Consider the following 24,024-nt stretch of genomic DNA (forward strand, 5'->3'; position numbering starts at 1 on the left):
ATTGATAAAATATGTCTCCTTCTCTGATTATCACTATTATAGCAGTCTATTTCAGCGCATTATTGGTAATTGCTTATTTTACAGGCAAAAATGCGGACACGAAAACTTTTTTTACTGCGGATCGAAAATCGCCATGGTTTTTAGTGGCGTTCGGAATGATAGGAACATCAATCAGCGGGGTTACGTTCATTTCTGTTCCTGGTGCTGTCGGTCTGGTTAACCAAGCAGGAGAATTGAAAGCATTTTCTTACTTTCAGATTATTCTTGGTCACCTGGTCGGATACTTTATCATTGCTACTGTCTTAATGCCACTGTACTATCGTCTCAATCTTATAAGTATTTATACCTATCTTGAGCAAAGATTCGGTTTTTGGGCATACAAGACAGGATCTTTTTTCTTTTTACTTTCTCGGACAATAGGATCGTCATTAAGGCTGTTCCTGGCCGCTATGGTATTGCAGTTATTTTTATTTGATAAACTCAATGTGCCGTTTTTTTTGACTGTACTTATCACTATCGTTCTTATCTGGATTTACACTTTTAAGGGAGGTGTAAAAACCATTATCTGGACTGATAGCTTCCAGACTCTATTCCTGGTAGGAGCAGTCGGAATCAGCTTAGTGCTGATTTCCCAGCGCTTAGGTTTATCGGTACCTAAAATGTTTACAATGATCCAAAGCACAGATTATTCTAAGGTCTTCTTTTTTGATGATATTAAAAGTGAAAAATATTTCTTCAAACAGTTCATTGCAGGAATTTTTATTGCCGTTGCAATGACTGGTCTTGATCAGGATCTGATGCAGAAAAACCTGACTTGTAAAAACATAAAAGAGGCTCAGAAAAATATGTTTTCTTTTTCTATTATTATGGCCATTGTTAACTACATGTTTCTGATGCTAGGAGCTTTGCTTTATATCTATTCTACACAAAAAGGAATTTTACTTCCTGCAGGGGCCGATAAAGCATATCCTTTTCTGGCAATGAATGAATTTGGTACCTTGGCTGCGGTCTTTTTCCTGCTTGGTATAATTGCGTCATCTTATGCCAGTTCAGACTCTGCATTAGCTGCTTTAACAACATCCTTTTGTATAGATTTCCTTGATTTTAAAAATAAGCCGGAAAATGTTAAAGCAAAGCAGAAAACTATTGTTCATGTGGGATTTTCACTGGCATTTTTGATTATTATTTTGATTTTTAAGGAATTAAAACAAACTTCTGTAATTGATGCAGTATTGTCTGCAGCCAGTTATACATATGGACCCCTATTAGGTTTATTCAGCTTTGGAATATTGACCAAAAGAAAGGTAAAAGATACTTTGGTCCCTCTTATTTGTGTTCTAAGTCCTTTCATTACTCTGCTTATAAGTTACAATTCCGATACTTTGTTATGGGGGTATAGATTCTCGTTTGAAACTCTGATTTTGAATGGACTTATCTGTTTCCTTGGCTTATATCTTATTTCATATCCTTTAAAAGAGGAGGAAAAAGTATTCGTGTAATTTTAAGGCATTTCTATGGAGGGGTCCCAAAATACTGCTTCAAAATCTTTAATCTTGTCATCGATAACTTGAATTCCCTCCATCTCAAGTTTTTCCTGCATTAATGTAGGAGGGGAGAAGTGCATTTTTCCAGTAAGTAAACCGGACCTATTTACAACACGATGTGCCGGAATATTATTATGAATGAGTGAGGCATTTAAGGCCCATCCCACCATTCTGGCACCTGATTTTATACCAAGGTACTTTGCAATTGCTCCATAGGAAGTCACTTTTCCTTTAGGTATAAGCTTCACAACCTCATAGACATTTTCAAAGAAAGATTCAGGTAGCATCGGGCAAAAGTAATGGAATGAAGATTAAAATAATTAAAAAGTCAGGGTGTTTTGCCCTGACCTTACTTAATTTCGATAGATTTAATATTTTTAATATCCTTTTCGGCTATTTTAGGAATAAATAATGCTAAAATTCCATTTTCATATTTTGCTTCTATCTTATTTTTATCCGCTGTTTTAGGTAGTACAAAAGATCTTGAAAAACTTGAATAGCTAAATTCTTTTCGACTATATTTTTCATTTGTTTCCTCTTCATTTACCTCTTTTTCAGCAGAAATGGTTAAAGTATCATTGTCGATATTAACCTTAAAATCACCCTTTTCCATACCAGGTGCAGCCACATCCACTTGAAATCCTTTATCTTCCTCTTTCACATTTACAGCTGGTACAACATCAGCAGAAGTGCCGAGAAAATCAGAGACATCTCTTCCGAAAAAGTCTTCCAATACGTTAGTGAAACCTGGAACCCTGGATTTATTATATTTAACAATTCCCATAATTATATTCCTCCACATAAAAAACAATGAGCCGGGGAATATAATTCTTTACCAGGAGTCCTATTTCCTTTTCAAGATAGGTAACCCTGTTTTCTCGTTTTCAATAATTGTATAGCCATCGGGCATGTCCTCGATGACATCGGTTCCCTGGCTTTTGGAGAAAAAATAAAGTTTACCTTTACCCTCTTGTTTTGCCGGTCCCCTTAAATGAAGATAGTAGGTAATTCCTTTTTTGTTTTTGTAGCTGAATGGCATAGTAGTTCTGATTTGTTTGGTACAACTACCCGTGAAAAGCTATTTTGTTAATTTTTTTTTGAAAAAAATGAAAATACAAGTCTATTTTCAGGGAAATATAATCTTAAATAACAGAAAGTTAATAGTACTTTTCTTTGAATATTTCATGGCTTTTTAAATTGAATTTTTCGGAAGTTTCCCAAATTCAAGCGAAATAACCTTGTTTTTATTTTTTAAGTGAATAGCTTAGGTTGGATTATTTTTCAATTTGTATAATTTATTTGTCTTCCATTCGGATCTTTCTTAATTTGGAGTCAATTTTTTAGATAAAAAATACAAAATCTAAATCCTTTTATAACTAAATATGATAAAACAATACAGTCTCAGATTATGTGTGTTTTTGATTTGTTGCTTTTTTTCCATTGGAGCGATAGCACAAATTAATACACCTGCAGGGGCCAGGGTACCATTTGGAGCCAACACAAGTTACGGCTTTGGTATTATGCCTACAAACTTACCAACATCTGGAGCTTATGGGAAATCTACAGATGCAGGGCTTGCTTACCTGGAGTGGAAACAAAATTACACTGAAACCTGTAATGATGGTTCCATTAGGGTAAAGTTTGATGAACCACAAAGAACAGTATCCGAAGGTATTGCTTATGGTATGATTCTTTCTGCTTATGCAGCCGACAAAGCTTTATTTGATGGTCTATGGAAATACTATAAGAATCATTCAAATGATCGTGGGATCATGCATTGGAGAATTGAAGGTTGTGGCAATAATTCCGGAAACAACGGAGCTACCGATGCAGAGTTGGACGCCGCTTTTGCACTTTTAATTGCAGATAATCAGTGGCCTACCGCAACCTCTCCATACAAATATATAAATGAAGCAAATTCCCTCATTTCAAAAATTAAGCAATGGGAAATTAATTCACAGGGAGTTGCAATCAATGGAGATGGATGGGGGTTTGGTGATCCTTGTAGAAACCCTTCTTACCAGTCACCAGCATATTACCGTGAATTTGGTAAACTGGCAGACGCATCCTTCTGGAACACAGCGGTAAATGGTGGGTACAATCTTATCAATGCAAACGCTAATACAACAACAGGTCTGATCTCTGACTGGAGTTCAGAAAATGGAGTAATGAATACATGTAATCCAGGTGGTTTAGGATATGCTGCTACTGCTGGTTATGGTTACGACGCATGTCGTAATCCATGGCGTATGGCACAAGATTTTCTTTGGAATGGACCAACTGTAGCAACTTCTGCAAAAGCAATCTGTGATAAGATTACAACTAAAGTTGTTGCTGTTATGGGTGCTTCAGGTGTCAGAGGCCCTCTTTATCAAAACGGAAATCTGTATAGCGGAAATCAGCATAATGCAACTTTTACTTCAACATTTGCTCTTCCGGTAATGGCTTCAAGCAATCAGACATTGATGAATGCCATGTATACAGAGGTTAAAAATGTTAAAGATCCAATTCAAAACGCTACCCTTTCCGGTTATTTTGGAAATACACTTCGTTGTTTGTCTCTATTCATGATGACCGGTAATACATGGAAAATAGGTACTACCTCTTTACCAGATCTAAATGTTAAAACTACACTTGGAGATGTGCCTTCAGGTGGTACTTTTGATTTTCAGAATGTTATAAAGTCTGGTAATAAAGTAGTTACTTTTACTTTAGAAAATAAAGGGTTCCAGGGCTTAACATTTAGCGGAAGTCCGGTCGTTCAAAAAACAGGTACTGATGCAGCTTTATTCACAATAAATCAGACTTCAGTTACCACTTCTTTAGCAGGAAATCAAAGTGTTACTTTTACTATTACTTTTGCTCCTGGAGGTGCAACCGGTCTTAAAACTGCAAACATCTCAATAGCTAGCAATGATCCGGATGAAAATCCTTATACTTTCACAATTATTGGTACTGGAACTAATACAGCGACTTCTCCGAAGATTTCAGTGTTTTCAGAATCTGGTCCAATAGCTAATGGTGGAACATTCAATATGGGTACGTCAGCTACAAGTTCTATTAATAGTAAAAGATTTAAGATCAAAAATACGGGGGATGGACAGTTAAACATTCCTGCTACCGGTGGAATTACAGTTACCGGAACTGGTTACACAATTGAAGGAGCGCCGACAATAATTGGTATTGGTGATTCTGCCTATTTTTGGGTAAGATTAACTTCTGCTACAGCTGCGACTCCAGCGGGAGTTGTTACAATTAATAACGATGATGCTACAAATGGTGCTTATAAATTGAATCTAACTTCAAGTATTGTAGCATGTGCAAGTGCGCTTACAACTAATGAAGTTTACCAGGACTTTGATGGGAATGCTCAAAATTCTAAGTTAGATTATACTAATCCTAACTGGAGTGAAATAGCATTAAATCCTTCAGTCGATGCAATTAACCCTAGTTATACTTCGGCTAAATTCACTAGACCGGCAACTGGTGATTACAACGGAGTCCGTTATAAATTATGCTCTGGGTCAGTGAACATAACATCTAGCAAATTTGTAGTTAGTATGTTGGTTTATTCACCAGCGCCTGGAATCCCGGTTTTAATGAACCTGAAAACAGCTGCTGATGTAGCTAATACTACTACTTATCCATCAACTGCTTCATCTACGGTTAGCACAACGCAAACCAACAAATGGGAAAGATTGTATTTTAATATGAGTGGGGCTGCGGGTAAAACAGGTATAACTTTTATTGAGGTGTTTATTGATCCAGTCGCTGCAAATGGCGCTAAAACGTATTATGCAGATGATATAAGACTAGAAGTTGCTCCTTGTCTATCCGATCTTCCACAAAGCGGAGTTCTTCAAGGCTTTGAAGTACACAACAATTCAACCCTGGAATATAATGTGCCTTCTTATGTGGGACCTGTAGCAAATCCTAGCTCAACAGGAAATCCATCATCTACTGTTGGTAGATTTAATAAGAGTGGATCTGCAGGACAGTACAGTGACGGTATCAGATATATTGTTTGCGGAAACAAGTTCAGGCTGAACAGTAAGAAAATTATAAGCATGTTAGTTTATTCTACAACAGCAGGCGCTACAATTCAATTTGCTGCTAAGAAACCTGATGGGGCAGATGCTGATACTTATCCGGATGATGCTGCTGTAGATTCTGCAAAAACAGTATTCGCTAATCAGTGGCATAGGGTTTATTTCGATTTGTCAAATATTGCAGCAGCGGATACTGCTTCTACATTCGGCTTTGATATTTTCTTTGATCCGAAAGCAACTAAAGGAACTCAAACTTACTACATTGATGATATCAGATATGAGTCTGAATTACCTTGTATTGCAGGTATTCCAGCTTCTAAAGTGCTAAACGATTTTGATTTTAACAGATATGCGGAAATAGTGTTCCCTGGAACATTTAATACAATTTATCCGAATCCTTCTGCTACGGGTATTAATACAAGTATCAATACGGGACAATTTGTAAGAAATACAGGTACTGCTTCTGGTACTTCAGTAAGATTCAGCGGATGTCCTGGTACATTCGACTTAAGTCCAGGAAAATCAATAATTGACGTAATGGTTTATTCACCTAATGCCAATACTGAATTTACTATGTCGCTAAAAAGAGCTAATGGAACTTCAGTTAGCGATGTAACTGCCAAAGGCGGTGCTGCAAACACTTGGGTGAATTTATCTTTTGATCATTCTGATGTAGTAAATTCTACAGAAGTAGCTTATATAGATATTTTAGTAGACCCTACTGGGGCTCAATCTGGAACAAGTACTACACCTGCTCAGAGAACGTATCTTTTCGATAATCTAAAATACGCAGACGCAAGACCTGAGATCAATGTTAAGGCTTTAACATTACCGACCAATACGTCTATCCTTAATACTGCTTCTTTCAACATGGGTACTGCTACGATTGGAGATAGTACTTTAATGACCTTCAGTATTAAAAATAATGGATCTGCTGATTTGCTTCTGACTTCACCTGGTGACCTTACTGTGGCTGGTGCTAACCCTTCAGATTTTATTGTTAGAAAATTACCAACATATACAACAACAATCGGTGCCTTTGGTGCTAGTAATTTTGTAGTTGTATTTAAACCAACAGCTGGCGGAGCTAGATCAGCATCAATAACAGTAAAAAGTAATGATGCTGACGAGGCAACATATGTGTTCTATTTGAATGGTACTGCTAAATCTTCTGAACTGACAGTTAAGCAAGGAGCCACTATTTATAACGCTGCTTCTGCTGCATATGACTTCGGTACTTCTTTACTGAACACAGCTACCACTCCTGTCACTTTCACTATTACAAGTACAGGCGACGATACTTTGAGGTTGTCAGGTAACCCTGTTGTAACTATAACTGGTACAAATGCAGCTGACTTCTCAGTAACTCAGCCAGTTGTAACTAAGTTACACCCTTCTACTGGTACTGTTCTTACAACTACTTTTACTGTGACATTTAAGCCAACAGCTTCTGGTGTTAAAAACGCAATAATAAATATTGGAAACAATTCTACTGTTAATCCTTATACCTTCAAAGTTACAGGAAACGGGGATTGTCCTCAACCAACTGCTCCACTTGCCGGACCTGATCAGTCCACTTGTGAGGCATCGGTAACTCTTGCAGGAAATACTCCAGTTGTTGGAAATGGAACCTGGTCTATTGTAGGAACGTCTTCTGCAATTATCAAAACTCCAGCTTCTGCTACTTCAGTAGTTGAAAATTTGACTGCAGGGCAAAGCGTAACATTAAGATGGACAATAGCTAATACTTGTGGTACTAACTTTGATGATGTAGTAATTACAAGAAATGCAACACCATCTGTTTCTTTCCCTGAGGTTTCATCTGTTTGTGCTGGTGGATCGGTTGATCTTTTCCCAACAGTGAGCGGTGGAACTCAGCCTTATGTTTATACTTGGACTGCTAGTTCAGGTACTGTGCCAACAGGCCCTATTCCAACTGTTACACCAACAGTTACAACAACATATTCTTTGGTTGTTAAAGATGCTAATAACTGTTCTAACGTTGCTGTTCAGAAAGTAATCGCAGTAAATGCAAAACCTGTATTGACTGTTACTCCTGCAGCTTCTGATATTTGTTCTGGCGGATCAGCTTTATTGACTGCAAGCGCAAACGGAGGAACTACTCCATATTCTTATGCATGGGATTCAGCTCCATCATTAGTTGTCAATGGAGATAAAGCTACAGCATCCCCATCCGTAACTTCAACTTATTTTGTAACAGCATCAGATGCAAATGGTTGTACTGCTGACAAGAAAAGTGCTTTGGTTAATGTAACTAACGGAGGTGCTGCAGCGGTAACTATAACTCCTGCTACTATAGCAGTTTGTGAAGGTACTCCTGTTACTCTTACTGCATCCAACCAAAATGGTGGTGTGCCTACTTATGAGTGGTTTGTTAACGGTAATAAAGTTACAGCAGGCGTGAATGGTGCAGAATTTACTTCTTCAACACTACCAAACAATGCCCAGGTAACGGTAAAAATGACATCAAGCATTGCTTGTGCCACAGGTTCTCCTGTTACTTCAAGTGCAACCACTGTTACAGTTAACACTCTACCTGAAGTATCTGTGAGTACATCTGTTGCTGAAATTTGTAATGGTGGATCAGTGAATGTAAATGCGCTTGTAAATGGCGGTAAAGCACCTTATAGTTATGCATGGACATCTTCTGCAGGAAACAAACCTTCTGATGCCGGATCTACTTTAAATCCGACTGAAACTACCACTTATTCGGTAGTGGTAACAGATGCTAATGATTGCAAGAACACTTCTGCTGCATCTAAACAAGTTGTTGTAAATGCTAAACCTTCTGTTATTGTTACACCATCATCTACAGATGTTTGTACAGGACAGTCGACAGTTCTTACTGCTAACGTAACAGGCGGAACCGCTCCATACAATAATTACCAGTGGACAAATGTAGTAGGTACTACAGCAAGTGTAACGGTTGCTCCAACTACTGAAACAACTTACTCTGTAGTTGTGACAGATTCTAAAAACTGTCAGAGTACGTCTGCAACTTCTTTAGTAAAAGTAAGTTCATCCGTAGTAGCTGCAGTATCAATTGTAAGTTCGATTGAAGACAAAGCTTGCGATGCAGGAACAAATGCTACATTTACTTTAACATCTGAAGGTGAAGGAAGCAACCCAGTTTATTCTTGGTTAGTAAACAATATCAATGTAGGTATTAGTGCCAAAACATACTCTGCTTCAGTGAAACCTGGTGATGTTGTAAAAGTAGTAATGACTTCAAGCCTTGCTTGTGCAACAGGTTCTCCTGTAACTTCAAATGTTATAACAATTAAGAATGCTGGTAGTAATTTCTGTGTGGTTCCTGCTAAGAAAACTGTCAATGGACCTGTATCAGTAACTGCTGGTGATGAAGCTACTTATATGACAGATGATGCGCCTGAAGGATCTGTATATACATGGTCACTTCCTGAAGGTGCTACGATTGTATCTGCCAACGCAGACAATTCTGTTATTACGGTTAAATTTGGATCTACTAGTGGAAGTGTTGTTCTTCATGAAACTAATCCTGCAGGAACCACTGATTCTGATCCAATAAATGTAACTGTTACACCTGCTGGAATATCTGCTATATTGAGTAGTTCAGTTAATGTAATGCCAAACCCTGGAGTTGACTTCGTGGTTACTTTAGGTGATGCATTTGCAGGAAATGTTAATATTGTTGTGAAAAATGCTCTTGGTACTTCAGTACTAGAAGAAAATGTATTTAAAGGTTCTTCTTCTGCTGATTACAATTTTAACTTGACTGGTTTTGCTTCAGGAGTTTACTTCCTGGAAATCAGAACTGAGCAAGGTATTGCAGTTAAGAGATTGATAAAACAATAACATTATTGCTCTTAAAATAAAGAGAAGCGGCTACCTCATAAGGGTAGCCGCTTTTGTTTTGTGATGTCAAGAAAATGAAATTTAAATGGAAAGTTTTTCAAAGGAATTTGATCCTATGTAGATACCCACTTTTAAATTATCAGAATAGATTTTGAAGAACTGAAATTTTATTAAAGTGTCAGCACTTAAATGCTATATAGATAATATAACTTTCTCGTTTTTAAGTTTCTTAATCTATTTGTTTAAAACAGACTATAAGTAATATAGGGTTGGATCTTACAACAGATTTATTGATCAAAAAAAAGAGTGTGAAAAAGCGATTGCTTTGATTCACACTCTTGCATTTTGCAGAGAGAGAGGGATTCGAACCCCCGGACCTGTTACAGTCAACGGTTTTCAAGACCGCCGCATTCGACCGCTCTGCCATCTCTCTGTGATTTGGACTGCAAATATAGGTAAAATGATTTTTTGTCCAAATAATTTTAATGTTTTTTTATTGAATTTTTTCCTTTTTAAAGTAACTGCCTGTGTTTCTTTCAAATTCCTCTGGAGCTAAACATGGTTTTCCTGTTTCAGAATTTACAAATACCAATGTTGTTTCTCCTATATTGAGTAGGATATTCTGTTCATTATAAGTTTCGTATTCAAATTTTATTCTGACCTTCGGAACCTCTTTGATAAAGACTTTAATCCTGAGCAAATCATCATAGAGTGCAGGTTTAATAAACTTAGTTTTGTATTCCAGCACCGGCATCATTATTCCACTTTCTTCTAATTTTTTATAGCTTAATCCCAAATGACGCATCATTTCAACTCGGGCCACTTCATAGAAAGCTGCATAATTGCCATAATAGACATAACCCATTTTGTCAGTTTCAGCATATCTGACTCTTACCTGAACCTCAAATTCAATCATTATTTAATGTTCAGTTTATTTAAAGCTCTCCGATATTTTTCAGCATTTTTCTGATGTTGCTCATAAGTCTCGGCAAAATTATGATGCCCTGTTAGATCATCACTAGCGCAAAAGTACACATACTTATGGATGGCTGTATTTAAAACGGCATCAATACATTTGGTTGAAGGAAGGTTTATCGGGCCAGGTGGTAGTCCTGTATACTTGTAAGTATTATAGGGAGAATCAATAGCAAGGTGTCCATCATATATTCTCTTAATTGAGAAATCTCCCACTGCAAATTTAACAGTAGGGTCTGCTTGTAATGGCATCCCTTGTCTTAGTCTATTAATATATACTCCAGAAATGATGGATCTTTCATCTTGTTTATTAGTTTCAGCCTCTACGATAGATGCCAGAATTGTAATCTCTACTGGAGTAAATCCAAGACTTTTAGCTTGAGACTTCCTTTCATCATTCCAGAAAATATCATATTCCTTTTTCATTCTATCAAACAGATCCTTTCCTTTAATATTCCAGTATACTTCATATGTATTGGGAATAAACATGGTAAGGATTGTGGTTGTATCAAAGCCATATTGGGAGACAAATTTCGGATCACCTAATAATTTTAAAATATCCTCTTTGGAAAGAGATAATTGGTTATCAAGTTTTTCAGCTAAATCTTGTTTCAGCCTGATAGTATTAAAAACCAGTTTGGTAGGTTCCTGTCTTCCTCTTTTTAACATCCTTACCGCATATAAATTTGACATATTTGCAGATATACGATACATGCCTGGCTTTACCGCATCTTGATAGCCTAGTAATCTGGATATAAATGCAAAAGATAAATAGTCTGTAACTATATTATTCTTTTTTAAACTGTCAGAAACGGTCTGAAAGTTAGCACCTTCCGGAATAAACAAATATGTATCTCCTTTTTTAAATTGCAGATTAGGAGTAAAGAAAATCTGGTATGCATAAAATGAAAAGCATACAAATGAAATTGCAAAAACAACTGCAAAGACTTTAAATTTGTACTTTCTATCTCTCATAAGTCTTCAAAAATAATCAATTCATTTGGAAACAAGAAAAGGGAGCAAACAGGTTCTACTTAAAAAGTGAATTTTTAATAAATAAAAAAAGGTTAATACTAAAACTGAAACGATGAAAGCTAAATTAGTAAAAATAAATTCTACAAATCCACAAATGAATAAAATCTTGGAGGTAGTAGAAGTTTTGCGAAGGGGTGGTATTATAATTTATCCAACGGACACTGTTTATGGTATTGGCTGTGATATACATAACCAAAAGGCAGTTGAAAGGCTATGTCAAATAAAAAACATTAATCCTCAGAAAATTAACCTATCTTTTATATGCTATGATTTAAGTCATATTTCCGAATACACAAGAAATTTACCAACACACATTTTTAAAATTATGAAAAAGGCCTTACCAGGTCCTTTCACATTTATTTTAAACGCTAGCGGAAAAGTTCCTAAAATTCTTCATACAAAAAAGAATACAGTTGGAATAAGAGTTCCAGATAATGCTATTCCGAGGCTTATTGTTAAGGAATTAGGTAATCCAATTATAACGACTTCAATAAAAGATGAAGATGCAATATTAGAATATTCAACAGATCCGGAATTGATTTATGAAAAATATAAAGGACTTGTAGATATTGTTATTGATGGAGGTTTAGGGAATTTGGAGGCTTCTACAATTGTAGACTGCACAAATGATGATCCAGAGATTATTCGGGAAGGATTGGGGAAAATAGAAGAAGTGTTATAGTCGGAAGAACCATTAAGAGTCCTTTAGTCTGGTGTTTTTCCACCTTTTATGTGACCAAAGCCAGTCTGAAGGAGATTCTTTAATAGTCTTTTCCAAAGCATTGCTGTATTTTTCTACCAGTGAAAACTTTTCCTCTGGAAATGGAGGCTCAGACAAAAGTTCATATGTAGTCTCATAATATCCTCTTTTGCTTCTTTTCATGCTAAGGTAAAATACGGGAAAGGAAGTATTACGTGCTATTTTGTCAGCTCCTACAAAAAAAGGAGTATCTTGATTCAGAAATTTTGTCCAATATTGAATTTCTCCTCCCGGTGGTGTTTGATCAGCAACCATAGCAATACCTCTGGTTATGTCTTTTCTCTTAATTATACTCCTTAGGGTATCTTTCATTGGAATTAAATTAGCTCCGAACTTGGACCTGATTTTTAAGAAAAAACAATCTGATTGTTTACTTTTTAAAGGGCGATAGATTGCATCTACACTATATTCCGAAAGCATTGAGGAACTTAATAGGAGCCATTCCCAGTTACATTGATGGCCTGTCAGAACCAGGATAGATTGACCTTTTCTGAGGTATTCGAGAGGAAGTTCAATGTTTTTTTGAATGACTTGTTTCTTTAATTGTTCTTTGGTAAGAGATGGAATTAATAGAGTCTCTAGGATCGTATCAGTAAGGTTAGTATAAAATTTTCTGGAAATTTTATTTATTTCATGAACCGACTTTTCAGGAAATGAATTTTGAAGGTTTTGAAACACAACTTTCCTTCTGTATTTAATTACGTGATAGAGTATAAAACTTAAAAAATCTGAGAACCAATAAAGCAATGTATTTGGGATAAAATAAAATGCAATTTTTAAAATTGAATACATTAAAGGAGATAATTAATACGAATGGATAAAATTATTAAAATCATTTCTAAAATTGTACTAAATTTTTAGAACATTGATGCAACAAGAATCAGAAAGAATAGTATTAGACTTACAATACCTTCCCTGTATCGAATATTTTTTAAATATAATGAATGCGAAGGAAGTTGTTTTTGAAAATTCGGAAAATTATCTTAGGCATACATACAGAAATCGTTGTAAAATATTAACGGCAGACAAGGTTTTGGAATTGTCTGTACCTGTAAAGCATGAAGGTAAAAAGCTATATACTGAAGTAGAAATCGATTATTCCCAGAAATGGCTTCAGGTTCATCAAAGGGCAATTGCATCTGCTTATAGAAATGCTCCTTATTTTGAGTATTATTGGCCGTTTTTTGAAGGTATTTATTCCAAAAATCATACATCTTTATTTGATATGAATTTTGATTTTCTGACACTTTGTCTGAAATTATTTCAAATTGAAAAGAATATTTCCTTTACAAACAGTTATATAAAAGAGTACGAGGGTGTTTTTGATATGAGAAATCGTATTATCCCTAAAAAAAGTCAGATAGACAACCCCAAACTTGGCAGAATAACGTATAAACAAGTGTTTGGCAGGAATTTTGTAAACAATATGAGCATAATTGATTTACTATTTTGTGAAGGAAATAATGCAAAAAATGTTATAAATATGTAAGGGATTGGAATGGAAAAGTGAGGTGGATCGAACAAAGGGAAAAATCAATTTGTTCTCTAATCAGGAGAAAGAAGAATAAAATATATTAAATAGTTGGTTATTTATAGTAAAAATAATTTAGATTTACGCTATTACTAAATAGCTCCTTTATAATATGGAAGCAAAATTTTCAAACCGAGTTAAAGAAGTAATTTCCCTCAGCAGGGAAGAGGCGCTTCGTTTAGGCCATGATTATATTGGAGCAGAACATCTTTTGCTTGGAATGATCAGGGAAGGGGAAGGAGTTGCAATCAGCCTGTTAAAAAAACTGGGTGTTTCTCTTGAAGAGTTGAGACTTGCGGTGGAGCAAGCTACAAAAGGTACTGCTACAGGCAATGTTAAAAACCTGGCCAACATTCCCCTTACAAGGCAATCCGAGAAAGTATTAAAGATTACTTATCTGGAAGCCAAAATTTTTAAAAGTGAATTAATAGGAACAGAGCATCTGCTTCTGTCAATATTAAGAGATGAAGACAACATTGCAACTCAGATTCTGGAAAAATTTGAAGTGAGTTATGATGTAATCAAAGAATTATTAGAATATCATCAGCAAAATCCTATGGCATCAGGCGATACAGACGACTCTGACGAAGATAGCTCAAGAATCTTCGGAGGAAGTGGTTCAGGTGCTGGCAAAGAGCCGGCCAAGGGAACCACAGAAAAATCCAGAACACCTGTTTTGGATAATTTCGGCAGAGACCTTACAAAACTTGCAGAAGAAAATAAACTCGACCCTATAGTGGGAAGAGAAAAAGAAATTGAGAGAGTAGCACAGGTTCTTAGCCGTAGAAAAAAGAACAACCCAATTCTTATTGGAGAACCAGGTGTGGGTAAAACCGCAATTGCTGAAGGTCTGGCATTGAGGATTATTCAAAAGAAAGTTTCAAGGGTACTTTTCGGTAAAAGAGTTGTAACTCTGGATCTTGCATCTTTAGTTGCAGGAACGAAATACAGAGGACAATTCGAAGAAAGAATGAAAGCCGTAATGAACGAGCTGGAAAAATCTCCCGAAGTAATCCTGTTCATTGATGAAATTCATACTATTGTAGGAGCAGGTGGGGCTTCAGGATCGCTTGATGCGTCCAATATGTTTAAACCAGCTCTTGCCAGAGGAGATATACAATGTATTGGTGCTACTACTTTGGATGAATATAGACAATATATTGAAAAAGATGGAGCTCTTGCAAGAAGGTTCCAGATTGTTATGGTTGATGCAACTACTCCGGAAGAGACAATAGAGATATTGACTAACATTAAGGATAAGTATGAAGATCATCACCATGTTAATTATTCTGACGAAGCAATTGCTGCTTGTGTAAAATTATCAGACAGATATATCAGTGATAGATTTTTACCCGATAAAGCAATAGATGTTCTTGATGAAGCAGGAGCAAGAGTGCATATAAATAATATACACGTTCCGGCTGATATCGTGAAGCTTGAAGAGCAGATCGAAAACATCAAGAAGGAAAAAAATAAGGTTGTAAAAAGCCAGAAATACGAAGAAGCTGCTCAACTTCGTGATAAGGAGAAAAAATTCCTTGAACAGCTTGATGCTGCTAAAGTTAGATGGGAAGAAGAAACCCGTAAAAAGAGATACTCTGTTACTGAAGAAAATGTAGCTGAAGTAATTGCTATGATGACAGGAATTCCTGTAAACAGAGTAGCTCAAAATGAAGGTAATAAATTGCTTGGAATGGGTAACGAGCTTAAAGGCAAAGTTATCGGTCAGGATCAGGCAATTGAAAAGCTTGTGAAAGCAATTCAGAGAACAAGAGTAGGATTAAAAGATCCTAAAAAGCCAATAGGATCATTCATTTTCCTGGGCCCTACAGGGGTTGGTAAAACAGAGCTTGCTAAAGTACTAGCAACATATTTGTTCGACAAAGAAGATTCTCTTGTTAGAATAGATATGAGTGAATATATGGAGAAATTCTCCGTAAGCAGACTTGTTGGAGCACCTCCAGGATACGTTGGTTACGAAGAAGGTGGGCAGCTTACTGAAAAAATCAGAAGAAAGCCATATAGTGTTGTTCTTTTGGATGAAATTGAGAAAGCGCACCCTGACGTATTCAACCTATTGCTTCAGGTACTTGATGATGGTATTCTGACAGACGGTTTAGGAAGAAGAGTTGATTTCAGAAATACAATTATAATCATGACATCTAACATTGGTGCAAGAGATCTAAAAGATTTTGGTGCCGGTATCGGTTTCGCTACAAAAGCAAAACAGGATAATATAGATGAATTGATGAGAGGAACCATTCAAAATGCTCTTAGAAAGGCATTTTCTCCCGAGTTTCTGAACAGATTGGATGATGTTATTGTGTTCAACTCTTTAGGCAGAGAAGATCTTCACAAAATTATTGATATTACTTTGAATAATGTTTTCAAAAGAATCAATACTCTTGGCTATTCTGTTGAATTGACTGAAAAAGCAAAAGATTTTCTTGCAGAAAAAGGATACGATCCACAATATGGAGCTCGTCCTTTGAACAGGGCGATTCAGAAATATCTTGAAGATCCTGTAGCTGAGGAGATCCTTAAAGGGGAAGTTCAGGAAGGCGATACTCTTACAGCCGATTATGATGGAAAGAGCGAGACTCTTACTTTCAAAGTAAAAAAGAAAAAAGTTGAGAAAACTGATGAATAGCAAAAAGGCCCGTTATGGGCCTTTTTTAGTTTCAGCTTAAATATTTTTTAACACCTGATAAGTTACTCCTCAAGTATGTGATCCACGTATATTCCTGAGTTTTTCATATGGTGAAGCAAGGTTATTTTCCATCCACCTTTAGGTTTAAATTCTTCATAAGCTATACCCTGAAAATTTAAGCCAGTTTCAATAAATTTATCACTTGGATAAAAGGCTATCAGATTTTTTAGAGATGATTGTCCGATAAAATATCCCAGTTCAAGCATTACATTGGAATTAGTCTGAAATTTACCTGTAGTTCCAATTTCCTGATCTGCAGAAAATAAGAAGATTCCATATTCACAATCTTTAGCATATTTCACGAATGTTTCAGGAGAATAAGGAGTATCTTCTTCATCAATAACCACGAAATCCATTTTAGTTTTACCAAGAAAAGTACATACCTTATCTTTCATTCTAGATTCTCTGCCAAAACTTACAAAGATCTTTTTATTCTCTTCTTTTATTTGATAAAGTAAGTCAATAATATGCTTTTGGTTTCTTCTGAATGTCAGCTTCTCTTCATGACCAAGACTATGGGGAAGATCCATCATGATGCCATTGAATTCATCAAGAGATTTTATATAGATATTTCTTTTGGGATAAAGAGAATTGTTTAACAGTTCGTAGGACTTTTCATACAAATGATAATATTGCTCTTTCCACTCTCCCTTATACCCAAAATCCTGGAATCGTTTTAGTAAAAAATTAACCTCTTTCATCAATGTAAATTTAAAGAATAGATAAGGACTATAGCGAATTAGCGGCTAAAATGTTATAGTCTTAATTAAAGATTAACTTACGTTTAGTAGCTTCCTTTAAATTTTCTGAAAAACCATTCTAAAGTAATAAGGCTGATTAACAGGAAGAATACCCACTTTAAATTAATAATTTCAGTTAGTTCTTCATTACTGTGAATAATATTTTGCGGAGCTGCATTTTTTAGTATTTCAGGTAAAGTAGAAAGCTTGGCAACAGGAAGAAATAAGCCATTATTCTTTTCTGAAATTGACCTTAATAAATCGAAATCAGAAGTTCCGTTAATTAGCTCAATGTTTAACTCTTTAATTAAAAATTCACCTTCAGAAGTTTCCTTTTTGCCATTAAGAACTGTATTAGCAATATATTTATAAATTCCCTGACTTAATCCTTTAATTTCAAATCGTGAATTTTCATTATTCACATATGAATAATGTTTCTTTTCATTTTTTTCTGATATAATTGTCAAATCAATGTTTTGTCCATAAATTTTTTCATAGATATCATTGTAAACTTCTGTTTCAAAAAGTACAGGATCACTGGAATAAAATTCAGAATTAATAGGGTAAACTTTAAATTTTCTTTTTTCTTCCCTAGAAGATAATAACTGTATTAAATTACCTACCAGTTTGTCAAAAACTTTTGTAGTGCCAGTTTCTTTAAATTCAAGCAATCTCCATTCCCATAGTCCTTCACCACAGAATACTGCTACTTTTTTATCGTTTGAGTTGGAAAAAAGAAGGAGTGGCTTTACGGTTTGAATATTACCCAATCTTTGATAAATAATTACATCAGCGTTATTCATTGGTTTGAATTCACCAAACGGGACAGATACTGGGGGATATTTGGAAATAACAGCGGCCTCTTCAGAAGAAAGTGAAAATTTGTTGAAGTCAGGATTGAACACTGCTGTGACCTGATCAAGTTGTTGTCCTCTTTGGTTAATCTTCAAAGCATTGTTAATTTGATTAAAATTGGTATAGTTTACTTTATTACCTGTGATGTACCAGACTGAACTATTGTCTTTACCAAATTTACTCAGAATATCAGCCGCTGTATTTTGAATATCAGGAATTTGATGAAAAATGATAAGATCATATTTCTCGTTTTTAAATTCAGTAATTCCTGGAATATAAATATTCAGACTAAAGTTTTCTTTTTGATCGGTTACACTTTTAATTGCTTTGATATCTGGATGAGGAGAGGAGGCTACTAAAAGAATTTTTTCTTTACCCTCAATCACATCGATATAAACATGTCCTGTATTGTTTTTATCGGTAAACTCACCTTCTTGAGGGGGTACCTCAATTTCATAATGCTGAAGGCCTTTCTCGTCAGATGTCAATCGAAATTCTATTTCTTTTAAATCATAGTTTTTGGAAAAGTTAATGACTTTTTTGTCAAGAACTTTCCCTTTGTTTTTTACAATAACTGTAATATCCTTCCCTTCAAAGCCTTGATTTTGAATTTCTACGACAATTGGAAAAGAATTTCCCTGATAAGTAAGCTTGTTGTATAGTGTATTTTTAAGGATAATATCTTTTTTGGCAGTCGTGTCTCCCAAGCCTACAGTATATAAAGGATAAGTCAGTTCTTTATAGGCAGGAGATAAACCTTGATTATAAATACCATCAGAAAATAGGATAGTGCCGGCAAGATTTCTATTTTCATAGTTGGATTCAATCTTGTCGAGCAAATAGTCAAGGTTGGTTGATTGATTTTTAAAGATAATATCGTTGATTGTTTGTTTACCTGATAAAGTAATTATATCAACAGTATAATCTTCTTGTTGAATGATTTTTTTAGTTTGCTCAATTTCATTTTTTAGAGCGTTTAATTTGGAAGGTCCGGTTGATATAGCATTTGATTCAGAATCGTCAATTGCAAATACAAAAATTGGTTTTTCAATTTCATTTTTGATGTATTGGAGCAATGGTCCGATAAGCAGAAAACAAAGTAGAAAAATCAGTATGAACCTTATGGAAAAAAGTATTTTGTTTAACTGAGGAGACCAAGGGCCTTTTTTTGAATAAAGAAGCCAGGAATAAGCACCAGCAACGCAAATCGCAGGTATTATAAACCAAAGAGAATGTTCTGTTATTAGTTTAAAGCTTGACATTGAGGATATAAATGAAACAGCCTTTCAAAGAACGTGAAAGGCTGTATTTTTATTTTTATACTTTATAAAACTAGGTAAGCATACCACCATCAACCTGAAGGACCTGGCCGCTTATATATTTTGATAAATCAGAACCCAGGAATACAGCACAATCAGCTACTTCTTCAGGTAGACCTGCTCTCTTCATCGGAATTGAATCTTTCCAGCCTTGAACTACTTTCTCATCAAGTTCTCCTGTCATTTCTGTTTCAATAAATCCGGGAGCAATGGAATTACAACGAATATTTCTTGAACCTAATTCAAGAGCGACAGATTTGGAGAAGCCAATGATTCCCGCTTTTGATGCTGCATAATTTGCCTGACCCGCGTTACCTCTGATTCCGACAACTGAAGTTATATTAATGATAGAACCGTATTTTTGTTTCATAAGCTGTTTTGTAGCAGCTTTAGTAAGGTTAAAAACAGATTTTAGATTGGTATTAATAACATCATCCCAATGTTGTTCTGTCATTCTCATTAAAAGGGTATCGCGCGTGATACCTGCATTATTTATTAATACATCTAATGTTCCGAACTCTGTAATGAAGCTGTTGACTAATTCTTCTGCAGCAACAAAATTGGACGCATCGGATCTGAATCCTTTAGCTTTAATACCTTTAGATTGTAATTCTGCTTCTAAAGCCTGACCTTTTTCTATACTTGAAAGAAAAGTAAAGCCTACATTAGCTCCTTCCTGAGCATATCTTAGAGCTATTGCTCTACCTATTCCTTTTGAAGCACCTGTAACTAGTACATTTTTTCCGGATAATAGTCCCATTTAAATTTTACGTTTTGAGTCCAAAAATAACTATATAATCCGAAAATCCTAAAATGATGGTTCGAATTCAGACCTATTTAATTGAAATCTTGTCAGATTGATAATATTTAGTGCACTAAATTTCCCTGAATTTTTTTATAATCCTAAATAATTTAAATTTGCCCCTTATAAACTAAAAGTACTTTATGTCTGCAAAATATGATTTAATTGTGATAGGAAGCGGTCCTGGTGGATATGTTGCTGCTATCAGAGCTTCTCAACTTGGAATGAAAGTAGGAGTGGTAGAAAAGGCAGAGTTGGGCGGTATTTGCCTTAACTGGGGATGTATTCCTACAAAAGCTTTGTTGAAAAGCGCTCAGGTATTTGAGTATGTAAAGCATGCTAAAGAATATGGTATCAATGTCGGCGAAAGTCAGGCTGATTTCTCAGCTGTTGTAAAGAGGAGCCGTGACGTTGCCAGTGGAATGAGTAAAGGTATCCAATTCCTTTTCCGTAAAAATAAGATCGATCATATTTCAGGTTTTGGTAAAATACTTCCAGGTAAAAAAGTGGAAGTAACTGATGCTTCAGGAAAAAAAGAAGTTTACAATGCAGATCACATTATCCTTGCAACTGGTGGTAGATCCAGAGAGTTACCTAATGTGAAGATTGATAACGAAAAGATCATTGGATACAGAACAGCCATGGTTTTGGAGAAGAAACCTGAATCTATGGTTATAATGGGATCGGGAGCGATAGGTGTTGAGTTTGCCTATTTCTACAATTCAATGGGCACTAAAGTTACGATAGTTGAGTTTATGCCTAATATAGTTCCTGTTGAAGACGAAGATGTATCTAAGCAGCTTGAAAAAGAATTTAAAAAGGCAGGTATAGCAGTAATGACCAACTCTGCTGTAGAATCTGTGGATACAAGCGGTGCCAAATGCAAAGTTAAAGTTAAGACTGCTTCTGGTGTTGAAACAATTGAGGCTGATATCGTTCTTTCTGCTGTAGGTATTGCTACCAACATTGAAGGTATAGGGCTTGAGGAAGTTGGAGTTGCTACAGATAAAGGAAAAGTTTTGGTAGATGATTATTACAGAACCAATATTCCGGGCATTTATGCAATCGGTGATATTGTAAAAGGGCAGGCCCTTGCTCACGTTGCTTCTGCTGAAGGAATTATTTGTGTTGAAAAGATAGCAGGGCAAAATCCACATCCATTAAATTATAACAATATTCCTGGTTGTACTTATTGCACACCTGAAATTGCATCTGTTGGTCTTACTGAAAAACAAGCTAAAGAAAAAGGGTACGAAATTAAAGTTGGTAAATTCCCATTCACTGCTTCAGGGAAAGCAAAAGCAGCAGGAGCAAGCGAAGGATTTATTAAAGTTATTTTCGATGCGAAATATGGAGAGTGGCTTGGCGCTCATTTTATCGGAGCAAATGTAACCGAGATGATTGCCGAAGTTGTAGTTGCAAGAAATCTTGAAACTACTGGACACGAAATCATAAAATCAGTTCACCCGCATCCTACAATGTCTGAAGCTATTATGGAAGCTGCCGCAGCAGCATATAATGAAGTAATACATTTGTAGACATCTTAATACCAAAATAGATAAGAGGCAGTAAAATCTGCCTCTTTTATTTTTATCACCTCTCTGCTTTTTTAAATATCCGGAAAGCATCCCTTAATACCTTAGCACTTTCCTCCGCAAGTTGAGAGCTTATGTTAGCCCAGGCGCCCATTTCAGACCCACCATGGAATTTTACATTGGAGGCATCTTTGAGTACTGGAGAAAATTCAATATGCAAGCTGTAGTAATTTTTACAATCAGAATATTCTTTCGAATGAATCGGAGCCTGATGAATGGACATTGTATACGGTAAAGGTTTTTTATAAACGGCATCTAAAGCACCAGTAACATCCTTTAAAATCGTCGCCAGATCAGTTATTTCTTCATTAGTGAAGTCGGCCAAAAAATTCTTTTGCCTTCTGGAAGAAATGAATACCCCTAATGGATGTTCCGAAAAATATGGAATGTATGCAAGAAAACTATTGTTAGAAGTAATAATCCTTTTTTGGTCTCTTTCTTCCTGTTCATTTAATTCGAGTATAAGATTCTTGTTGGTTTGTAAAAAATGCTCCTTACAAGAATCCAGCTCTGTTTTAAGTTTCAGAGGAATAAATGGATAGCCATATATCTGACCATGGGGGTGATGTATTGAAGAACCTACTTCCTGACCTCTGTTTTCAAATATATGAATATATCTAATTGAATGATCCTTGCTCATTTCATTACAGCGGTCTCTCCAAAGCTTTATAAGTTTTTCAATATGTTGATTTTCCAAATCATATAGTGTCGCAAAATGATCCGGAGAATATAGAATTACTTCACATTGACCATTACTTGATCCAGATTTAAATAAAGATTCGGTTTCCTGAATGGGGGCATTAAATTTAGGTGATAATACAGGGAATTCATTTGGAAGTGAGAGGACATCATATGTTTCTTTTATTTTTCCACTTCCTGGACAAAATGGACATTCGTCCGGGAATATAGGTCTCTCAGTTCTATTTGTGGCAATTAAAGTATAAGTTTTAAGTAAAGGATTCCACCTTAAATGATTCATGCGGTAAAAATTTAATCAAAATATAATTTCGGATAAATTGTTCCGGAACTTTAATTTTTAACTGGATATAGATTTAAAAGGTTACCAGGATATTAATTTTTCTTTAAAAAGTAATATTAATGATGATTTAAGTTCTTTTTGAGTTAATCTTTTAAAAAATATCAAAATCTCGAAACTTTATAAATTCATTTTAATTAACTTTAAATGAACGGATTTTTATTATAATGGAAGGTAAAACAATATTAGTAACTGGCGGAGCCGGATATATCGGTTCTCATACCGTAAGACTTCTTGCGGAAAAAAAATATAAGGTAATTGTCGTAGATAATCTTGTTTATGGTCATGAAGAGGCAATCCTGGATAAAAATGTAAAGTTAGTAAAAGCCAATATTGCAGATGGAAAGGCTATGACTACTTTGTTTTCCGAAAATAAAATAGATGCAGTTCTCCATTTTGCTGCATATGCTTATGTTGGTGAATCTGTTAAAGACCCTGCAAAGTATTATTTGAATAACGTAGCCGCTCCGCTTAGTTTAATTGAAATAATGCGTGCATATAACTGTAATAATTTTATATTTTCTTCTACATGTGCTTCTTATGGAAATCCTGTCAGGTTGCCGATAGATGAGAATCATCCTCAGGATCCAATAAATCCTTATGGACAAAGCAAATTGATGCTTGAAAAAATTCTTAAGGACTATGGTCCTGCTTATAATTTGAATTACTTTTTTTTAAGATATTTTAATGCCTCAGGTGCATCCAAAGATGGACTTATTGGTGAAGATCATGATCCGGAAACTCACCTAATCCCATTAGTAATTGAAGCTGCTAAAGGTACTAGGGGGCCTGTAACAGTGTTTGGTACAGATTATGATACGCCTGACGGGACATGTATCAGAGATTATATCCATGTTGAAGATCTTGGGAGAGCCCACATACTTGCTCTGGAACATTTATTAAATGGCAAGGGATCCGCAATTTGTAATTTGGGAACAGGAAAAGGATGCTCAGTAAAAGAGGTAATTGAAACGGTGGAAAAAGTTACAGGCTTAAAAGTGCCTGTCAAATTTGGACCAAGAAGGGAAGGAGATCCTGCACTATTGGTTTCAGATCCATCTGCAGCAAAAAATATACTTGGGTGGGTTGCTGAGTATCAAGATCTTTCTGCAATAATTGAAACAGCCTGGAAATGGCATAATGGAAAGAAAAGTGGTAAATATACCCCCAAAAGTAAATCGATAAATGCGATATAATTAATTAAAATAATTTACCTTA

General features: G+C 35.5%; 17 protein-coding genes and 1 tRNA gene. 7 read left to right on the plus strand and 11 right to left on the minus strand.

Features of this window, described 5'->3' with window-relative positions:
• Positions 1–11 precede the first annotated feature (11 nt).
• Positions 12–1,499: a sodium:solute symporter gene (locus tag MYP_RS00225; protein ID WP_045456898.1), complete on the plus strand. Its 1,488-nt coding sequence runs from the start codon at positions 12–14 to the stop codon at positions 1,497–1,499.
• A 2-nt stretch (positions 1,500–1,501) separates the two neighbouring features.
• Here the strand turns inward: MYP_RS00225 and MYP_RS00230 are convergent, their stop codons facing one another.
• The 3 genes from MYP_RS00230 to MYP_RS00240 all read right to left on the minus strand — a co-directional run bounded on the left by MYP_RS00230 (position 1,502) and on the right by MYP_RS00240 (position 2,583).
• On the minus strand, positions 1,502–1,831 hold the full coding sequence (locus MYP_RS00230) for an MGMT family protein (RefSeq protein ID WP_045456900.1): 330 nt from the start codon (positions 1,829–1,831) through the stop codon (positions 1,502–1,504).
• A gap of 62 nt (positions 1,832–1,893) precedes the next feature.
• Positions 1,894–2,328 (minus strand): Hsp20/alpha crystallin family protein, encoded by a 435-nt coding sequence (locus MYP_RS00235; RefSeq protein ID WP_045456902.1) that lies wholly within the window; start codon positions 2,326–2,328, stop codon positions 1,894–1,896.
• Between the two features lie 60 nt (positions 2,329–2,388).
• Positions 2,389–2,583, minus strand: a complete 195-nt coding sequence (locus MYP_RS00240; RefSeq protein ID WP_028981833.1) for a hypothetical protein — start codon at positions 2,581–2,583, stop codon at positions 2,389–2,391.
• 343 nt (positions 2,584–2,926) lie between these two features.
• Between MYP_RS00240 and MYP_RS00245 the strand changes: the two genes are divergently transcribed.
• Entirely contained in the window at positions 2,927–9,448 is a 6,522-nt protein-coding gene (locus tag MYP_RS00245) for a glycosyl hydrolase family 8 (RefSeq protein ID WP_052429837.1), read from the plus strand.
• 348 nt (positions 9,449–9,796) lie between these two features.
• On the opposite strand, the gene MYP_RS00250 is transcribed toward MYP_RS00245, so the two are convergent.
• From MYP_RS00250 to mltG, 3 genes are all read right to left on the minus strand, one after another.
• Positions 9,797–9,881 (minus strand) — tRNA-Ser (locus MYP_RS00250).
• A 60-nt stretch (positions 9,882–9,941) separates the two neighbouring features.
• Positions 9,942–10,364, minus strand: a complete 423-nt coding sequence (locus MYP_RS00255; protein ID WP_045456903.1) for an acyl-CoA thioesterase — start codon at positions 10,362–10,364, stop codon at positions 9,942–9,944.
• The gene (gene mltG, locus MYP_RS00260) at positions 10,364–11,398 is read right to left on the minus strand and encodes an endolytic transglycosylase MltG (RefSeq protein ID WP_045456904.1); all 1,035 of its coding nucleotides are present in this window, start codon (positions 11,396–11,398) and stop codon (positions 10,364–10,366) included. Before mltG ends, MYP_RS00255 begins: the two co-directional genes overlap by 1 nt.
• Positions 11,399–11,510: 112 nt before the next feature.
• On the opposite strand from mltG, the gene MYP_RS00265 reads away from it, so the two are divergent.
• A complete protein-coding gene (locus tag MYP_RS00265) occupies positions 11,511–12,140 on the plus strand; it encodes an L-threonylcarbamoyladenylate synthase (RefSeq protein WP_045456906.1) in 630 nt (209 codons plus the stop codon).
• A 12-nt stretch (positions 12,141–12,152) separates the two neighbouring features.
• On the opposite strand, the gene MYP_RS00270 is transcribed toward MYP_RS00265, so the two are convergent.
• On the minus strand, positions 12,153–13,010 hold the full coding sequence (locus tag MYP_RS00270; RefSeq protein ID WP_045456907.1) for a lysophospholipid acyltransferase family protein: 858 nt from the start codon (positions 13,008–13,010) through the stop codon (positions 12,153–12,155).
• 76 nt (positions 13,011–13,086) lie between these two features.
• On the opposite strand from MYP_RS00270, the gene MYP_RS00275 reads away from it, so the two are divergent.
• Both MYP_RS00275 and MYP_RS00280 read left to right on the plus strand, forming a co-directional pair.
• Complete coding sequence (locus MYP_RS00275; protein ID WP_045456909.1) at positions 13,087–13,707, plus strand: WbqC family protein; 621 nt, start codon at positions 13,087–13,089, stop codon at positions 13,705–13,707.
• A 154-nt stretch (positions 13,708–13,861) separates the two neighbouring features.
• Positions 13,862–16,399 carry an ATP-dependent Clp protease ATP-binding subunit gene (locus MYP_RS00280; RefSeq protein WP_045456911.1) on the plus strand — a complete coding sequence of 846 codons (2,538 nt, stop codon included), beginning with the start codon at positions 13,862–13,864 and terminating at the stop codon, positions 16,397–16,399.
• Between the two features lie 62 nt (positions 16,400–16,461).
• Here the strand turns inward: MYP_RS00280 and MYP_RS00285 are convergent, their stop codons facing one another.
• The 3 genes from MYP_RS00285 to fabG form a co-directional block, all read right to left on the minus strand.
• Positions 16,462–17,160, minus strand: a complete 699-nt coding sequence (locus tag MYP_RS00285; protein ID WP_045456915.1) for a TIR domain-containing protein — start codon at positions 17,158–17,160, stop codon at positions 16,462–16,464.
• Between the two features lie 83 nt (positions 17,161–17,243).
• Positions 17,244–19,316, minus strand: coding sequence for a hypothetical protein (locus MYP_RS00290; protein WP_045456918.1), 2,073 nt, complete (start codon positions 19,314–19,316; stop codon positions 17,244–17,246).
• 70 nt (positions 19,317–19,386) lie between these two features.
• Positions 19,387–20,133 carry a 3-oxoacyl-[acyl-carrier-protein] reductase gene (gene fabG / locus MYP_RS00295; protein ID WP_045456921.1) on the minus strand — a complete coding sequence of 249 codons (747 nt, stop codon included), beginning with the start codon at positions 20,131–20,133 and terminating at the stop codon, positions 19,387–19,389.
• Positions 20,134–20,318: 185 nt separating this feature from the next.
• Between fabG and lpdA the strand changes: the two genes are divergently transcribed.
• Positions 20,319–21,713, plus strand: coding sequence for a dihydrolipoyl dehydrogenase (gene lpdA, locus MYP_RS00300; protein ID WP_045456923.1), 1,395 nt, complete (start codon positions 20,319–20,321; stop codon positions 21,711–21,713).
• A 55-nt stretch (positions 21,714–21,768) separates the two neighbouring features.
• Here the strand turns inward: lpdA and galT are convergent, their stop codons facing one another.
• Complete coding sequence (gene galT, locus MYP_RS00305) at positions 21,769–22,749, minus strand: galactose-1-phosphate uridylyltransferase (RefSeq protein ID WP_045456926.1); 981 nt, start codon at positions 22,747–22,749, stop codon at positions 21,769–21,771.
• Between the two features lie 224 nt (positions 22,750–22,973).
• Between galT and galE the strand changes: the two genes are divergently transcribed.
• On the plus strand, positions 22,974–24,002 hold the full coding sequence (gene galE, locus MYP_RS00310) for a UDP-glucose 4-epimerase GalE (protein WP_045456930.1): 1,029 nt from the start codon (positions 22,974–22,976) through the stop codon (positions 24,000–24,002).
• Positions 24,003–24,024: the final 22 nt, after the last annotated feature.

The organism is Sporocytophaga myxococcoides, assembly GCF_000775915.1.
Classification (GTDB): domain Bacteria; phylum Bacteroidota; class Bacteroidia; order Cytophagales; family Cytophagaceae; genus Sporocytophaga; species Sporocytophaga myxococcoides_A.

What these genes read in the sequence shown, in the direction of transcription:
- MYP_RS00225 (WP_045456898.1), top strand. Translation starts at nt 12, where the DNA reads ATGTCTCCTTCTCTGATTATCACTATTATAGCAGTCTATTTCAGCGCA.
- MYP_RS00230 (WP_045456900.1), bottom strand. Translation starts at nt 1,831, where the DNA reads ATGCTACCTGAATCTTTCTTTGAAAATGTCTATGAGGTTGTGAAGCTT.
- MYP_RS00235 (WP_045456902.1), bottom strand. Translation starts at nt 2,328, where the DNA reads ATGGGAATTGTTAAATATAATAAATCCAGGGTTCCAGGTTTCACTAAC.
- MYP_RS00240 (WP_028981833.1), bottom strand. Translation starts at nt 2,583, where the DNA reads ATGCCATTCAGCTACAAAAACAAAAAAGGAATTACCTACTATCTTCAT.
- MYP_RS00245 (WP_052429837.1), top strand. Translation starts at nt 2,927, where the DNA reads ATGATAAAACAATACAGTCTCAGATTATGTGTGTTTTTGATTTGTTGC.
- MYP_RS00255 (WP_045456903.1), bottom strand. Translation starts at nt 10,364, where the DNA reads ATGATTGAATTTGAGGTTCAGGTAAGAGTCAGATATGCTGAAACTGAC.
- mltG (WP_045456904.1), bottom strand. Translation starts at nt 11,398, where the DNA reads ATGAGAGATAGAAAGTACAAATTTAAAGTCTTTGCAGTTGTTTTTGCA.
- MYP_RS00265 (WP_045456906.1), top strand. Translation starts at nt 11,511, where the DNA reads ATGAAAGCTAAATTAGTAAAAATAAATTCTACAAATCCACAAATGAAT.
- MYP_RS00270 (WP_045456907.1), bottom strand. Translation starts at nt 13,010, where the DNA reads ATGTATTCAATTTTAAAAATTGCATTTTATTTTATCCCAAATACATTG.
- MYP_RS00275 (WP_045456909.1), top strand. Translation starts at nt 13,087, where the DNA reads ATGCAACAAGAATCAGAAAGAATAGTATTAGACTTACAATACCTTCCC.
- MYP_RS00280 (WP_045456911.1), top strand. Translation starts at nt 13,862, where the DNA reads ATGGAAGCAAAATTTTCAAACCGAGTTAAAGAAGTAATTTCCCTCAGC.
- MYP_RS00285 (WP_045456915.1), bottom strand. Translation starts at nt 17,160, where the DNA reads ATGAAAGAGGTTAATTTTTTACTAAAACGATTCCAGGATTTTGGGTAT.
- MYP_RS00290 (WP_045456918.1), bottom strand. Translation starts at nt 19,316, where the DNA reads ATGTCAAGCTTTAAACTAATAACAGAACATTCTCTTTGGTTTATAATA.
- fabG (WP_045456921.1), bottom strand. Translation starts at nt 20,133, where the DNA reads ATGGGACTATTATCCGGAAAAAATGTACTAGTTACAGGTGCTTCAAAA.
- lpdA (WP_045456923.1), top strand. Translation starts at nt 20,319, where the DNA reads ATGTCTGCAAAATATGATTTAATTGTGATAGGAAGCGGTCCTGGTGGA.
- galT (WP_045456926.1), bottom strand. Translation starts at nt 22,749, where the DNA reads ATGAATCATTTAAGGTGGAATCCTTTACTTAAAACTTATACTTTAATT.
- galE (WP_045456930.1), top strand. Translation starts at nt 22,974, where the DNA reads ATGGAAGGTAAAACAATATTAGTAACTGGCGGAGCCGGATATATCGGT.